Origin of the sequence: Nostoc foliaceum FACHB-393 (genome assembly GCF_014698505.1) — a bacterium.
In the GTDB taxonomy this organism is placed as follows: Bacteria; Cyanobacteriota; Cyanobacteriia; order Cyanobacteriales; family Nostocaceae; genus Nostoc; species Nostoc foliaceum_A.
In genome coordinates, this window is sequence record NZ_JACJTD010000032.1 from 61,545 (window position 1) to 77,338 (window position 15,794).

The following is a 15,794-nucleotide window of genomic DNA, read 5'->3' on the forward strand; positions in this document are numbered from 1 at the left end:
AAGTATAAAAATAGTGAAAAATTTTTCCAAGATATCGCTGTTGGTTTCAGATTTATCAAGTGCAGCTATTTTGCGTGCATACTTGATAGCAACAGCCCTAAGAAGTTTAGAATATGAAGTTGAAATTATGGGGTTTTTATTTGGAAATAATTTATATCGAAATTTACCATCAGAATTAAACGTTTATAATTTGCCGGGTAAAAACTTCCCCGATTTTTTTGGAGAAATTGGTAAAATTATACCCAAAATTAATGGAGATATAATTTATGCTATAAAACCACAAATAGCTAGTTTTGGAGTTGCCCTACTAAAGAAAATATTTAGCCAAAAACCGTTAATTTTAGACATAGATGATTGGGAACTAAGTTGGTACGGTGGCGATGACTGGAATTATCGTCCCACACCTAAACAATTAGCTAGGGAATTGTTGAAACCAGATGGCGCACTCAGGAATCCTTATCATCCTTTGTATGTGAAATGGATGGAAGGTTTGGTAAATAGCGCTGATGCTGTGACGGTGCATACTAAATTTTTGCAGCAGCGTTTTGGCGGTACATTTGTTCCCAATGGTAAGGATACTTCTTTATTTGATCCCGCTCGATATGATGCTGAGTCCAGCAGAAATCGTTATGGTTTATCTGAATATCGTATTTTAATGTTTCCTGGTGCGCCAAGACCGTATAAAGGTCTAGAAGATGTTCTCATGGCGCTCGATAAAATTAATCAGCCTGACTTAAGACTGGTGATTGTAGGTGGTAGTCCTTATGATGATTATGATCAGCAACTTCAACAAAAGTGGGGACGCTGGATTATCAAATTACCAAAATATCCAGCTGATGTTATGCCTGATTTAGTAGCAGCGGCTCACATTGTAGTTGTTCCGCAGCGAGATACCCCAGAAACTCGTGCTCAATTTCCGCTGAAGTTGACAGATGGAATGGCAATGGCTAAACCTGTATTATCAACACGTGTTGGAGATATTCCTAAAATTTTAGGTGATACTGGTTACTTAGTCGAGCCTGCTTGTCCTGAACAGATTGCTGAACAAATTCAATTGATTTTTCAAAATTTAGAGTCAGCAAACCAGCAAGGTATCAAAGCAAGAGAAAGATGTGTGGAACACTATAGTATAGAGGCTATGGCTTCTGTGCTCAAGTCGATAATTGCTCAGTTGTGAATCTTGATTGGGCATTAGGCATTGAAAAAGAGATTTTCATCCCCTTATTGTGCCAAATCGGTTCTAGTATTCTATCTGGCAAATGGTGTTGTAGGTGTAACTGTGTTTTAACGGAGTTGAGAGATGAAGATTATTTAGTTTGATTTATTTTATGATTAGCTAATTTAGCAACTAATGTGTGAATTATATTAATAAGTAAAAGTGGCATAAAAATACCCAATGTCTACCAGAAAACTACTACTAAGATTCGCTAAACCCTATCCAGGTTTGATTCTGCTGACAATATTGTTAGGATTTTCTGGAGCTTTATTTAATGGGATCAGCACAGCTTTAATTGTGCCAGTGGTTTTAAAAATTGTGGGGCAAGAAGTAGATTTAAGTACTGCTCCTCCCATTCTAAAAACGATGATATCCCCCTTTGACAATACTCCAGAAGCTTACCGGATAGGAGTCATGGCTGGGGCAATTATATTTACAATTATTTTAAAGAATTTAGCTACTTATGCCAGCGCCTTAGCATCGAGTTCTTTAACCCGAAAGCTGACCTCAGATATGCGCGAAACCGGATTAAAACTATTACTAGAAATTGATATAGATTATTATGCCAAAACGAAGGTTGGTGATTTAATCAACCGTCTTGGTGGAGAAATTGGCCGGGCTGCAAGTTCTATAGGTAGTACAGTCAGGATAGTTATCCTGGGAATAACAATTTTGGTTTTTGTCGGTTTATTGCTGTCAATTTCTTGGCAGTTGACGATTGCTGCTACGCTTTTGCTGTCGTTAGTGACGTTAGTAAATCAGTATGCCATTTCCCGGTCTAGAAATTTTGGGAAGCAGCTTAGTGAGATGTCTAGGGCATATTCAATTTCTGTACTGGAAACCCTGAATGGAATTCGGCTGGTAAAAGCGACGGGAAATGAAGAAAAAGAATATCGACGGATTAAAAAATTAATTCGCGATCGCGAGTTAGCAGATTTCCAATCTCAGGTTAATTCGGAAGCAATTACACCTCTGAGTGAGGTGATGGGTATTACAGCTTTACTGCTAATTGTAATTTTAAGTAAAACCTTCTTTGCTGACCAAGTTTCTTCTCTTTCTACCGTACTTTTAACGTATTTATTAGTCCTGCTGCGAGTGCTGCCATTAATTTCTCAGTTAAATACTATTCGCAGTAACTTTGCCAGTACCGCCGCTAGTGTGGATGTGACGAATGAGTTTTTAAATCTGCACGATAAGCCATTCATGGAGAAAGGTAAGCTTCCCTACACAAAATTAGAAGAGGGAGTGTCTTTTAATTCTCTTTGCTTTGCCTACCCTGGTCATGAGAAGTTGGTACTCAAAGATGTGAATTTATATTTACCGCGTGGCACAACCTTAGCATTAGTAGGTGGTTCTGGTGCTGGTAAATCCACTTTGGCAGACCTTTTGCCCAGATTCTATGATCCGATCGCTGGCAGTATTACCATTGACGGCACCGATTTGCGGGAGTTCGATCTTGTGTCCCTCCGAAAACGGATGGGAATCGTCAGTCAAGATACCTTTCTTTTTAATGACTCGGTGCAGAATAACATCGCCTATGGGCGAGCAGAAGCTACCGAAGATGAAATTATTACAGCAGCCAAGCGGGCAAATGCCTATGAGTTTATTAGCAAATTGCCCCAGGGATTTGACACCTTAATTGGCGATCGCGGTGTGATGTTATCTGGTGGACAAAGGCAAAGATTAGCGATCGCCCGCGCTCTGCTCCAAAATCCCGAAATTCTAATTTTAGATGAAGCCACCAGCGCTTTAGATACTGTTTCCGAACGCTTAGTACAAGCTGCACTCGATGATTTGAGTCGCGATCGCACCACCCTAGTAATTGCTCACCGCCTTTCCACAGTCCAAAAAGCCAGCCAAATAGCTGTGTTAGATCAAGGACAGGTGGTAGAAGTGGGAACCCATGACAAACTTTTACAAAAGGGTGGTTACTACTCACGTTTGTACTCAATGCAATTTGCGGAACGTCCTGAAACTGCTACCAAACACAATCAAAGCTTGCTCCGCATCTCTCACGAAATTCGGACGCAGTTGAACTCGATGATTGGGTTCCTACGCTTATTACTTGATGATTTAGTAGACGATTCCCAAGAACGGCACGAATTAATTGAAGACTCTTATAAATCAGCTTGGAGAATTCTCAATACTATTGATGTTTTTGAGGATGTTATTAACTTACAAATTAAGGGGCAGATTCTCTCTATTTCTGACCAAAATCAAAATGTTATCAGTAACCATTATCAAACCTTTAATCATATCGCCGTTGAGTTTCGGACTTCTCTTAACCTTATACTTAGCTCTCTCCGCTCTCTAAATGATAATTCGATATCCACAACAGAAGAACAAAATGGATTAATTACTGAAAGTTATGAGTCTGCTATATATCTGCTCGATAATTTAGAAAAGTTTGAGAATAGTATTAATATCTAAATTTATGAAAAATCCAGCTTTAAAAAAACACTACATTTTTTTCATCGGTGAAGAGTTGCCACAGCCAGAAGCTCACCTAGTGCAGTCTACAAATGCAGCTAACGCCGCCGCAAACTTGGGATACTCAACAGTTTTGGTATACCCTGACAAAGGAGCAAAAGCGATTAACCCAGTCAATCTAGCTCGTCCTTTTCAACCGAGACAAACACCAACGGAACTAGTTAAATATTACAACCTCCATGACAAATTAAAAGTTGCTCCCTTACCGATGCCTTGGCCAATTGACCATTTTCGGAGCAAATTTACTGACTCTAATACCATTGCCAGCAAATATTATTTACCATTTCACATTCTTCCAACTACTAAACTTGTCCACAGTCGCAACTGGAATTTTGTCAAAGCTGCCATTAAAAATGGCGTTCCGGCAATTTACGAACACCACCACCACGAAGACAAGCCATTTGAGCCAGAAATAGTCATAAATCCGCTGTTGCAAATTGCTGTCACCGTTGTAGATACAATCCGTGAAAGCATGATTAAAAATGGGATGCCACCAGAAAAAGTAATTACGCTGCACAATGGTTTTAATCGCTTGTTTATGCAAAGACAACCAGAAAAAGCGGCAGAATGGCGTCAAAAACTATTGCAAGATGAAAGTCAAAAATTGGTAGTTTATGCGGGAGCGCTACAGCAATTTAAAGGTATTGATGTACTAATTGATGTAGCTAATGAAATGCCTAATGTGCAATTTGCTTGTGCAGGTGGTAAGCCAACAGAAGTCGAATATTATCAGCAATTGGTAAAAGAAAAACAGGTTCATAATATTAAATTTTTGGGCTATGTCTTACATAATGAGTTAGCATCTTTGCTACAAGCAGCCGATGTTTTAGCTCACCCTCATTGTTCGGGAAAAGCGGCAACTTTCACATCTCCCTTAAAGCTGTTTGATTACTTCGCCTCTGGAACTCCCATTGTCTCGACGGAAATTCCTTCATTAGTTGAGTTTCAAGATACTCAAGCGATCGCTGCTTGGTGTGAGCCAGATAACTCCAGCAAATTTGCCGAATGTCTAAAGCGGGTTTTAGAAACTCATCCCAGAAAGATAGAAGGTTATCCAGATAGCATTGATTTTGTCAAGCAGTTTTCTTGGGAAAATCGAGCGGCAAAAATCCTTAGTTATGTTGATGAATCTCTGCTTCCCCAAGTGATTGTGTAAGGAAAAATAAGTGAGATTAGGGCAAATAACTCATGAAAAATAATAACTGACTAATAAATAAAATGACTATTAAAACTGTAGGAATGATTAGCAGCTATCGAGGTTTAGAAACCAGAGCCGATTGGCTATGGCAACAAACCCCGAATCAATTTGGAGTTTGGGGCAATATGCAAATGCAGGCACTAGCAGAAAAACCAGATTTTCTGCTGATGTATCAATTTGATTTTCCCCAAGCATCGCCAAAAAAATCTTGGTTAGATAGTTTTCGCAAACGGCAGCAAAAATCAGTAGTCAATGTTGATTCTCTACTGCGTGGTGTAAGTAAAGAGCGGATTATTTATTTACTAAGAGAACCGCCTTTAGATGAAATTGTCGAAATAACTAATCATAATTACCAACAAGCCCAGAAGTATTCCGGCTACATTTCTGGCCCCGATGATTTTGCCCCCATTTCTGACTATATGCCTGCTATTTGGTATCACTCAAATTCATTTCAGGATTTAAATGAAATGCCACCTCCTCAAAAGGTTGCCCCATGTAGTTGGATTACTTCAGGAATTAGCCGCACTGCTAAACATCGTCAGCGTTTAGACTTTTTGCAATCACTGCAATCTAGTAGCATGAAATTTGATTTATATGGACGTAATTTACCAGAATGGGCGAAAAAGTCGGGAGAACTAGGTAATAAATGGTATGGCATGGCACCATACTATTACAATTTGGCAATTGAAAATTATGCTGACAATAATTGGTATGTAAGTGAGAAACTTTGGGATAGTTTGCTTGCTTGGTGTCTGCCAATTTACTATGGCGGCCCGGCTGCTGATAAATTATTGCCACCGGGTAGTTTTTTGCGGTTGCCCAGTTTAGATGAAAAAGGCATTGCCTACATCCGTGAAGTAACAGCTACACCTGATGCTTGGTATCAGGCTAAGGATGCGATCGCAGAAGCACGTCAAATCATCTTACACAAATTAAATTTGCTTAACTGGTTATCAAATTTTGTTGATAAACACTCATAAATTATGAATGGTATTTGTACCCTTGGCAATGATTATGTTTTCGATCAACTGGTGGCCTTGCTCAACAGTATTGATGTGATCTTGGGCCCAGAAACTCCTGTTTGTATCTATCCTTTTGATGATCAGACACAGCGAATTGCCGACGAAATAGCTAAACGTCCTAATGTATTTATTTACGATGATCAAGAATCAATCAACCGCTGGGATCAATTTATGCTCTCAGCAGCACCAGAACGATTGAATCGTAGTAAATTCCGATTATATGGCGCTCACCGTCGTTTTTGTGCCTTTGACGGGCCCTTCGATAAGTTTATCTATTTAGATGCAGACACCTTGGTGATGAACTCACTAGCAACAGTGTTTGAAAAGCTAGATAGTTATGATTTTGTTGTCTACGATTTCCAATTTAAAGACGTTAGTAAAATATACAATGTTAATTCTCCCAAATTACTAGAACTTTTCGACAAAAAACGTATTGATTCCGAAATATTTTGCTCAGGCTTCTATGGCGCAAAGCGGGGAATATTTAACTCAGAACAAAGAGATTGGCTAGTATCGAATTTACAAAACGGTGAAGCAGAAATTTTGTATGCCGGTGCTGGTGAGCAACCACTTATCAACTATATGGTAATGAGGTCTAATCTTTCTATTTATAACTTTGCTCAACAACTACCAGATAATCAAAAAACTGGATGTTCTGCCACATCAAAGCACTTTGAGGAACAAGAACATCTTCTTTATGATAAAGGTAATCGGCTAACCTACCTTCATTACATTGGTATTCCTCCTAATATCAATCAAGCAGTCTGTGCTGGAGAAAATATTGAGTTTCCCTATCGAGATTTATTTCTCTACTATCGTTATTTACACGAACCAGAAAAGCGTCCAGTCTTTAAAAATCCCCCGAAGAACTATAATGACGCTCCAGTACCAAATTTATTTACAAGAGCATTGCGAAAATTTAAGTTAATTAACCAAGGATAATTTATGAGTCGGGGAATTTATATTGTTGCCAATGATCGGGTTATTGATAATGCTATTGCTTTACTCAATAGTATCCGTTACTATGACCCAGAAGTAACTATTTATCTCATACCTTTTAATGATAGTTATCACAAGGTTGCAGAACAGCTTGCTACCTTACACAAGGTACAAATTTTCCCAAATTTAGAACTTGTTGATAAATTTACCAAACGCATCGGAGAAATCTTTGATAGAGATTTTCTCGCCTTACCCAATAAAATGCGTAAACTGGTGGCGTGGTTTGGCCCTTTAGATGAGTTTATTTATATTGATACTGATATTGTCGTTTTTGAAAAAATCGCCGACAATTTAGACAAACTTTCAGAAGTTGATTTCTTCTGTTGTGATTACCATCATGCCAATGACAAGCTGCGAAATATTTTTTCCCCGTTTGTGAAAGAGCAGCAAATTTTTTCGGATGCCCAACTTCAAGATGTTTTCAATAGCGGTTTTTGGGCTTCTAGAAAAGGAACTATTACGGAACAACAGATGGATGAAGCTTTGCGCGAATGTGCTGCACATCGAGAATATTTTGATTTTTCTGAAGGAGTTACAGACCAACCCATTCTGAATTATCTTGTTCTCAAACTAATTTCCAAACGTGGAAATCTCGTCAAAATTCCTGGGGGAGGGCCTGGTAGTTGGGCAGGTTCGCAAAATTTCCAACAGCAAGAATACGCCCTCTATGACCGAGGACAACGACTAAAATATCTCCACTGGGCTGGTACGCGGATTAAACCTGGTAGTCCCTATTGGCAATTATGGGAACACTATCGCTATCTCCATGAGGGTAAATTAGCCTTCATCCCCAAACTAACTCGCCGTTTATTTCCCTTTGTTGCTGCCCGCACTTAATATTAGGAGTATTCTAATGATTGATGGCATTTATATCCTAGCGAATGATGTTGTCTATGACCAACTAGTTGCGTTGCTCAATAGTATAGAAGCTAATGCAGGTAGGAAAATTCCGATTTGTATACTTCCATATAATCAGCGGTTAGAAAAGGTAAAAGCAGAGCTTGCATCTAGAGATAATGTCACCTTATTTGAAGACTCTGATTCCATAGCTTACTGGGATAACTTTGCCACGCAAATATGGAAAAATTATCCTAGAGCACAAAAAACTTGGCGAGAGTGGGGCTTCCCGGAACTATATGAGCTACCTATGCACCGCAAATTTTGTGCTGTGGATGGCCCCTTTGATAGATTTATTTATTTTGATGCAGATACCTTGTTAATGGGGCCAATAGATTATGTATATGAAAAATTAGATACTTATGATTGGGTAGTCAACGATTTTCAATATAAGTCTGAATTAAAATTTATTTTTGATGGTTCCCCAGAGCAGATGCAGGAAATTTTCAACTCAGAAAACTTGCAAGATAAAGTATTTTGTGCTGGTTGGTTTGCCACTAAGAAAAATATTTTTTCTACAGCTATAAGAGCCGACTTCCTCAACAAATTAACAGCAGGTGAAGCAGATGTTATGGCTTTTTTGGCACCTGACCAATCTTTATTTAACTACATGGTGTTGAGAAGTAGAGTTTCCTATTATAACTTTGCTTTTCATGACTGCGAACAGGCAACTGGTAACCACTGGAGTTCTCAATTTGATGTGGTAGATAATATCCTCTATGACCAAGGGCGGAGATTAACATATTTGCACTACATGAGTATAAGTTCATCAAACTTTACTCAAGTTTGCGCTGGTGAAGATGTTAATATTCCATATCGAGATGTATTTTTGCATTATAGGTTTTTAAAGTCGCCAGAACAAAGACCCAAAAGCTTTAAGCGTCAGAGTCCATTAATGCGTCTACAAAAAACTACTACAAGTTTTTTCAATCAAAAAGTCAACAATATTAAGCTTAACTATCGGAATTTAAAGGATAGGATTACTAAATAACTAAGCAAAATTAGACTTAAATGGTGTTTAATTTGTAGCTTATCTATTGCCCACTTATCGGTAATAAAAATCAAAGTTTTTCAAAGTTAAAATTCTTAAACGCAGGAAATTATATAAATACTTAATAAGTTTAGCGATTTTAAGTATAGTTTTCTGCCAAATGAAGCGTTTGGGGTATTCTAGCTTTGTTTGTTGCTCAAAATATATTGCCATATCCTCCATCTTTGACTCTCCCTTTTTGATTCTGACGAATTCTATTCTATTCTTAAAGAAAGAGATACCCTCCATTGTACTCCATCTAACTGGTAAACCTGCTTTAGCAGCAGCTAAACCTATTGCATTTCCTTCGGAGTCATACAGTCCATTTAACTCACAATAAGATGCGAGAATTTCCCACTGTTTAAGGAATTCTATTTCCTTTCCAGAGTCTTTTGTAACTGCAAATAAATATTCATAAACAAAGTTAAGATGCTCATTTTCTAGTTCTAGATTTAACTTTGAAGCAGCCTTTTTAGCCACTTTAAACTCTTTCAAAAGTTTAGCATCAGGATTACCAGCTAGCACTTTAGCATACTTTTTAGGCATATTTTCACAACCTCTTGCCGTTATTCCTGGTGTTGAAATCCATTTCGGATATTGGGGAACTGGTGCCAATATTCGCATATCTGCATCAATGAATATGCATGAATTAAATAGAGATAAACCCTTGGCTATTACAAATCTTTTATCGTGATAAAACTTAATACTTTGTTGTCTATGCTTAAATGCTAAAACGTTAGGCTGTTGGCTAAAGTCGTTAGGATAATCAGTTAAAATAACAAAAGAGGTATTAGGCGAAAATTTCTCTATATCTTTTGCTAATAACAATGCAAGATCACGATAGTTCTTACCACATGCTAAAGTACAAAAACAAAATCCGTTTTTGTCTTGAATCATAGTGTTTTACACTCCTTTTAAGTAAATAAAATTCTGAACAAAGTCGAGTATATTTTTATTTATAGTTACTATCCTTTTAGCAGAGTTAGTACGGATACATACCTCAATATTTATACGTAATTTTAACACGATCAAATCTTGGACTGATAAAAATTTTAGTAAAAAATAAGTATTCACCACTAGCTAAGGATCTCATTTTTAGTGGAATATCATTGCTAGCGGTGAGTATTTACGGTAATTTGTATGCTGGTGAGATGTCTTGCTATCTAAGAAAAAGAATCTAAATCTAAAGATTGCATACCTTCGCGTTCTATAAAAGTCATCATACTTCCCAACTGTAACCAAACTAATAAACAAGTAAACAGACTAATTGGTAAACCGACTCCTAAAGCTAAAGAGGAGGGAAAGCCAAATATTGCTAACCCTGAAGATAGAAATAGACAAGTACCGCCGGTTATGCCAATAAATGGCACAAACAATTGTTTTAGTGAAGAACGTGGTTTAGTATTTTCTGTGCGTTCGCTCGGCCATTTCTGCACAATTACTTTCAAAGTGCCAGATAATGCAAAACCAGATGTTAATGCTGTGAGAAAGCCAACAAGTAATAGGAAATAAGGTGGTTGAAGAGGAAAATAGTACATGAAAACTCCTGATTTATATTATTAAAAATTTTTACTTTTTGTTTGGTGACTGGTTTCCAGCAAAAGGCTCAAGAAATCTAGCTTTTGGGAGGATAGCAGCTGCACTTTCCCTGGATAAGTCTGTTAAAATGCCGATCGCTACATTTAATAAACGATCAGGTTTTAAATCATCCTTAACTAGGTTCCACAGGCGTTGGACGTCTTCGGTATGCAGGCGGTCATCTTCGGTGAGAGCAAGCACCAGCTGTCGCCGCAAAAACTTGCCTTCTTCTGACATTAAATATTGGAACCCCATCTGGGCTGTGGGCAATACATCAAAGTTGCTATCGGTACGAGCGATCGCAATTAAATTCTCTAATCGCTGCCACTGGAATTTACCATCTTTGAATAACACATTCAATAATCGTCGCCGTAATTCTGGCGATTCCCCTGTCAGCAAGCGCCGTGCTATGTAGGGATAACCCACTTCAACAATTTTGAAATTAGGGTTGAGGCTCAAGGCAATACCTTCTTGAGTCACCAAGGAACGAATAATCAAAGCAAACTTCGCCGGCACTCGGAAAGGATATTCATACATCAGTTCCGAGAATTCATCGGTAATAGTTTTGAAGTTAAAATCCTTGACATTTTTACCAATGGCGTTTCCTAGCACTGCTTCTAATGCTGGCACGATTGGGCAAATATTCGTATCTGGAGTCAGAAATCCCAATTTTACAAAATCTTCGGCTAGGTCGGTGTAGTCTTTATTCACCAAATGCACCAGCGCATCCACCAACGTTTCTTTAGTGGTTTCTTCCAACTGATCCATCATGCCGAAGTCAATGTAAGCCATACGACCATCGGGCACAGCAAACAAATTACCAGGATGAGGGTCAGCATGGAAGAAACCATGTTCTAAAAGCTGTTGCAATCCTGATGTAACGCCAATTTGAATGATCGCTTCTGGATCTAAACCTGCTTCGCGGATGCGTTGAGTATCTGTCAGCTTAAAGCCGTTAATCCATTCCAGGGTTAAAACATGCGTATTCGTGTAACGCCAGTAAATGCCTGGAACTTTGACCTGCGGGTCGTTGCGGAAGTTGCTAGCAAATTTCTCGGCGTTGCGGCCTTCATTAATATAGTCAATTTCCTCAAATAACTTCGTGCCAAACTCGTCCACAATTAAAGTGAGGTCGTGACCGAGATTTAAAGGCAACCAAGGAGCTAGCCAACCTGCTGCCCAACGCATCAGATATAGGTCGCGCGTGATTACCGGGTGTAAGTTGGGGCGTTGCACCTTCACTGCGACTTCTTCGCCGCTCACCAGACGACCCCGGTATACTTGACCCAAGCTAGCAGCAGCGACTGGGTGAGGTGACAGTTCGCTAAAGCTTTCATGAATAGGGCGACCTAGTTCAGTTTCGATAATCTGGTAAGCGATCGCATTATCGAAAGGTGGTAACTGGTCTTGTAACTTTATCAGTTCTTCTAAAAAATCTTTGCGTATCAGGTCAGGTCTGGTAGAGAGGGCTTGACCAACTTTAATAAAAGTCGGGCCGAGGCGGGTGAGCAGTTCTCGCAACTGAATAGCTCGTTTACCCTTGTTCTGCTCAACTTTATCTTGCCATTCGTCCCACTTGAGACTGAGTAGAAATCCTGCAAAAGACCAGATAATTCTCAGCACTCGGCCCCAGGCTAGCCAGGGACGGTAACTATAGTAGCGAGCGATCGCATCTGGATTATAGAGTTTTAGCTGAGCAGGTTGATACTGACCCACGCCTTTTTTTGCCTCTTCAACTGAAAAATTTACAATGATTGTTTGTCTCCCGACCTACAGCAAAAGTTAGTTGCAAGTTCAGGATAGCGGTAGTCTTTTATCTAAAACACGCCCTAGAACTCTACCCTTTTGGGATAATGTTCGTGGTGATTTTAGCCTATGTTACTGCCTAGATTTGTTTATCTTTTTCTTAATTATACTTTATAAAACTACAACTACTTATCAAATTCTCAGATGATTTTATCTTTTCTTAACCATTATTTATAAAAATACAAATATTTATTTACCTATGTCTGATGTATGCAAATTTGAATAACATGCGATAGTTAAGTAACTTTATTTACTAACATTTATATGGAGCAGTAGTACTATTACTGTCTTGGGTTTAATCATTTTAAAATTCAGACTGTCTTAGCCACCCATTTAGCTTTGCCTGAATACTTGTGTGGTGATAGTCTTATAAAACACTCGTCCATAATGAATGAATTTGATAAAATAGCACCACAGGTTACTGCGGTAACTGTAATTACAGCTCATTCTGACAATAAATATAGAGCGAGAAGGTTCCTCCTCACGCTCTAAAAATCAGCCAGTTATAAACTACTCATTTATCTATTCGGTTTTTTGCAGGACAAATTGTATAGTTAGGTGAAAGAACTAACCCGCGACTCTTAACTGAATTATCATTTATGACTGCTATAAATTCGGTAATTGGTAGTGGCTTTACCACAAATACCAATTACCAATTAGCTACTTTTAATGATCATGTAGTGCTATTTAGATTTAGCCTCCAAATTTTCTAAACGGCTTCTCAATTCCTGGTTTTGTTGTTTGAGTTGGTCGAAATCTTCACGCAATTGACGCAAGGTTTTTTCTGAACCAATATTCTTTTGCACCTTGGAAATTTCTTCTTCAGCATAGCGGCGTACACGCCCATCAGCTGTTTGTTCAGCTAGCGATCGCAAAATCCCGACTGCTTTGGGTGTTTCCATTTGTCCTAATGCTGCTGCTACCGCCACTTGCGTTAAAAAGAAGCTTTCTTTGGCTAGTTCTGTTAATTTTTCTAAAATCCGTTCCAAATTAACTGGACTTTGACCTATAGAAATCTTTCCTAAAGCGCGAATTGTAGCTAAACGTAGGGGTTGTGGTACACCGAGTTTGGTGTATTCGATCAGCAGATTTAAAGCTGCTTCCGAGGTTTTGAATTCAGCTAAACCAGCAACTGCACCACTCCGTACTATTTCATTCCAACCTGCCTTTTCTTCTAAAACGCCTTTCAGTTGCTTTAATACCTTGTCTTCCTTGGGTTTTTCTTCCAAGTTTGCAGATGCAATCGCCCCAATTACACGAGAGGCTGTTGCTTCCACATAGTAGCTGGGATCGCCCTTTTGCACTAACCCTCTCACAACTTTATAGCTTTCAGCAGTTTTGATTTGAGCAAGTGCTTCCACTACAGATCGTCGCACGTAAGCATTTTTATCTTTTAACCCAAGAACTAAGCCATCAAAGGCTTGGTCTAAATTAATTTGGGCTAATTGTTTTGCTACTTCCACACGCACACCCCACAATGAGTCATTTTTGAGCGCTGAAGATAGTGCTTTCGTAGCTTCTAAGCCGCCTTTTTTCGCCAAAGCTTCTGCTGCATAGATGCGCGAAATCGGGTTGGGGTCAGATTCTAATTGTGCTTTTAACTCTGGTATTGGATACTCTAAAGTTACTGTTTTTAGGTAATTATTGCCAACATCAAAGCTGATAAATTGGGGCTTATTTTCTAATGGAAAGTAGAAACTTTGTTCACGTTCATTTACCCGGACTGTGAAAGTTTTCAGTTTCACAGATTCTTCCTGCTGAGTATTGCCAAATCCAATAGGTATTTTTAAATCAAATAAATCCTTACTGCCATTTTTGCCTTCAGCAACTTGGGTTTGAGTTACCGTAATTTTTGCCAAATTAGCATCTCCATCCCAAGAGTAAGCTACTTTAAAATCGGGATGTCCACCACGATAAACGTATTGGTCAAAGAGGAACAAAAGATTTCGTCCAGTAGCTTTTTCAATCGCCCTGAGTAAGTCTATTGTTTCTACGGTTTTGTGGGCATTATCTTGGATAAATGTTTGAATTGCTTGCCAAAATAATTCATCTCCCAATTGGGCGCGAATCATGTGATAAACACAAGACCCTTTTTCGTAAATGTGGCGATCGTAAAGTTCAATAGCTTCCCGGTAAACATGCGTTACCATCGGGCGACGATAGCGGCTGCTATCTTCACTAATGTAACGACGAGCTTCCAATAAACGATAGTAAGCTGCTTCTTCTAGACTATATTCCTGTTCCGTCCACATCACCTCAGAATAGGAAGCCATCCCTTCCTTAATCCAAGCATGAGACCAATGCTTAATCACCACTAAATCACCAAACCATTGGTGTGCAAGTTCGTGGACGACTAAACTTTCGGTATTGCGGTTATCTAAAGCGGCGCGTTCATCCAGCAAGCATCTATCTGTTAACAGAGTTGTAGAGGTGTTTTCCATCCCGCCAAAGATGAAGTCATCGACGCAAACCTGGGCGTATTTCGGAAAAGGATATGGATAACCATACTTTTGGCTTAAAAATTCGATCATGCGGGGAGTTTTGCCCATGCTGCGTTTAGCATCTTCCTCCCGTCCCTTTTCTACGTAGTAGGTGACTGGTTTACCGTTCCACTCATCCCGAATCTCGGCAAAGTCACCTACTGCCAAAGTCATTAAGTAGGTAGGATGAACTTGTTGCTGTGACCAATGGTAGATTTTGTAATCACCATCTTCTGTGGTATCAATCAGTTCGCCATTGGAAATCGCCACGAGAGGGTTGGGAACACGAACGCGAATTTCTGAAGTAGATAGTTGTCCTGGATAGTCAAAGCAGGGGAACCAAAAGCGAGAGTCCTCGTCTTCTCCCTGAGTCCAAACTTGAGTAGGCTTGTTCGGGTAGTGTTTGTCTGGTTGAATAAAATAAATACCGCGTTGCGGTTTTGCCACCGAGTAGGCGATCGCAATCAGCAAGCGTTTACCAATCTGGGTCGCCTCAGAAAGTTGAATGGAAAGCTGTTCCCCGTCGTAGTCAAAATTTTGTGGCACATCGTCCACCTGCACAGACTCGATATTCAGGTTGACAGCATCCAAAGTCAAACGGTCAATGCCATTACGGATTGGCAAGAGGCGAATGCTACAACTGCCCTGATAGCAAAGCTTTGGGATATCCAAGCTGAGATCGAGAAAAATATGCTCTACCTGTCCGGGGCGATCGGGGTTGTAGTGTGGTCTTGCTCCCGGTAACTCAAAAGGTTTGTGTCCGTTATTATCTGTATCAAAATAAGACTTCGACATTGATCCTTACTGACCTTGTAATCCTGAAAAGTCTGGCTTGGCTGGATGTAATTAAGCAAAATAGCGGTATCTGTATTTCCCAATTCAATAGGGCAGTATGGGGGTTAAGATTCCCCTTGGGGATTGGGGGATTGAAATTAATCTCACCCAAATTTCCGAAGGCCGGCTGCCGATCCTTGGACTTTTTTCCATATCCCTCCCGCATTTACTTTTTCTGATGTTTTGCACTTTTTTGTCATCGAGTCAAGAGTCTCTTGCACCTCGATAGATTCTCCTTAAGTAC

11 protein-coding genes are annotated in these 15,794 nt (G+C 39.4%); 7 read left to right on the forward strand and 4 right to left on the reverse strand.

From position 1 onward, the window contains the following. Positions 1–13: 13 nt before the first annotated feature. The 7 genes from H6G92_RS23555 (at position 14) to H6G92_RS23585 (ending at position 8,813) form a co-directional block, all read left to right on the forward strand. A complete protein-coding gene (locus H6G92_RS23555) occupies positions 14–1,177 on the forward strand; it encodes a glycosyltransferase family 4 protein (RefSeq protein ID WP_190896311.1) in 1,164 nt (387 codons plus the stop codon). Positions 1,178–1,396: 219 nt separating this feature from the next. After that, positions 1,397–3,646, forward strand: coding sequence for an ABC transporter ATP-binding protein (locus H6G92_RS23560; RefSeq protein WP_190896313.1), 2,250 nt, complete (start codon positions 1,397–1,399; stop codon positions 3,644–3,646). Positions 3,647–3,650: 4 nt separating this feature from the next. After that, on the forward strand, positions 3,651–4,862 hold the full coding sequence (locus H6G92_RS23565) for a glycosyltransferase (protein ID WP_190896315.1): 1,212 nt from the start codon (positions 3,651–3,653) through the stop codon (positions 4,860–4,862). Positions 4,863–4,924: 62 nt separating this feature from the next. Beyond that, on the forward strand, positions 4,925–5,884 hold the full coding sequence (locus H6G92_RS23570; RefSeq protein WP_190896318.1) for a glycosyltransferase family 10 domain-containing protein: 960 nt from the start codon (positions 4,925–4,927) through the stop codon (positions 5,882–5,884). Positions 5,885–5,887: 3 nt separating this feature from the next. Continuing rightward, entirely contained in the window at positions 5,888–6,868 is a 981-nt protein-coding gene (locus H6G92_RS23575) for an Npun_R2821/Npun_R2822 family protein (RefSeq protein ID WP_190896320.1), read from the forward strand. 3 nt (positions 6,869–6,871) lie between these two features. Then, positions 6,872–7,762: an Npun_R2821/Npun_R2822 family protein gene (locus H6G92_RS23580; RefSeq protein ID WP_190896322.1), complete on the forward strand. Its 891-nt coding sequence runs from the start codon at positions 6,872–6,874 to the stop codon at positions 7,760–7,762. 16 nt (positions 7,763–7,778) lie between these two features. Next, positions 7,779–8,813, forward strand: a complete 1,035-nt coding sequence (locus H6G92_RS23585) for an Npun_R2821/Npun_R2822 family protein (RefSeq protein ID WP_190896324.1) — start codon at positions 7,779–7,781, stop codon at positions 8,811–8,813. A 54-nt stretch (positions 8,814–8,867) separates the two neighbouring features. Here the strand turns inward: H6G92_RS23585 and H6G92_RS23590 are convergent, their stop codons facing one another. The 4 genes from H6G92_RS23590 to H6G92_RS23605 all read right to left on the reverse strand — a co-directional run bounded on the left by H6G92_RS23590 (position 8,868) and on the right by H6G92_RS23605 (position 15,511). Next, positions 8,868–9,749: a hypothetical protein gene (locus H6G92_RS23590; RefSeq protein ID WP_190896326.1), complete on the reverse strand. Its 882-nt coding sequence runs from the start codon at positions 9,747–9,749 to the stop codon at positions 8,868–8,870. A 266-nt stretch (positions 9,750–10,015) separates the two neighbouring features. Beyond that, on the reverse strand, positions 10,016–10,390 hold the full coding sequence (locus tag H6G92_RS23595) for a hypothetical protein (protein ID WP_190896328.1): 375 nt from the start codon (positions 10,388–10,390) through the stop codon (positions 10,016–10,018). Between the two features lie 31 nt (positions 10,391–10,421). Next, the gene (locus H6G92_RS23600) at positions 10,422–12,146 is read right to left on the reverse strand and encodes an ABC1 kinase family protein (protein WP_190896330.1); all 1,725 of its coding nucleotides are present in this window, start codon (positions 12,144–12,146) and stop codon (positions 10,422–10,424) included. A gap of 773 nt (positions 12,147–12,919) precedes the next feature. Further along, positions 12,920–15,511 carry a M1 family metallopeptidase gene (locus H6G92_RS23605; RefSeq protein ID WP_190896332.1) on the reverse strand — a complete coding sequence of 864 codons (2,592 nt, stop codon included), beginning with the start codon at positions 15,509–15,511 and terminating at the stop codon, positions 12,920–12,922. Positions 15,512–15,794 lie beyond the last annotated feature (283 nt).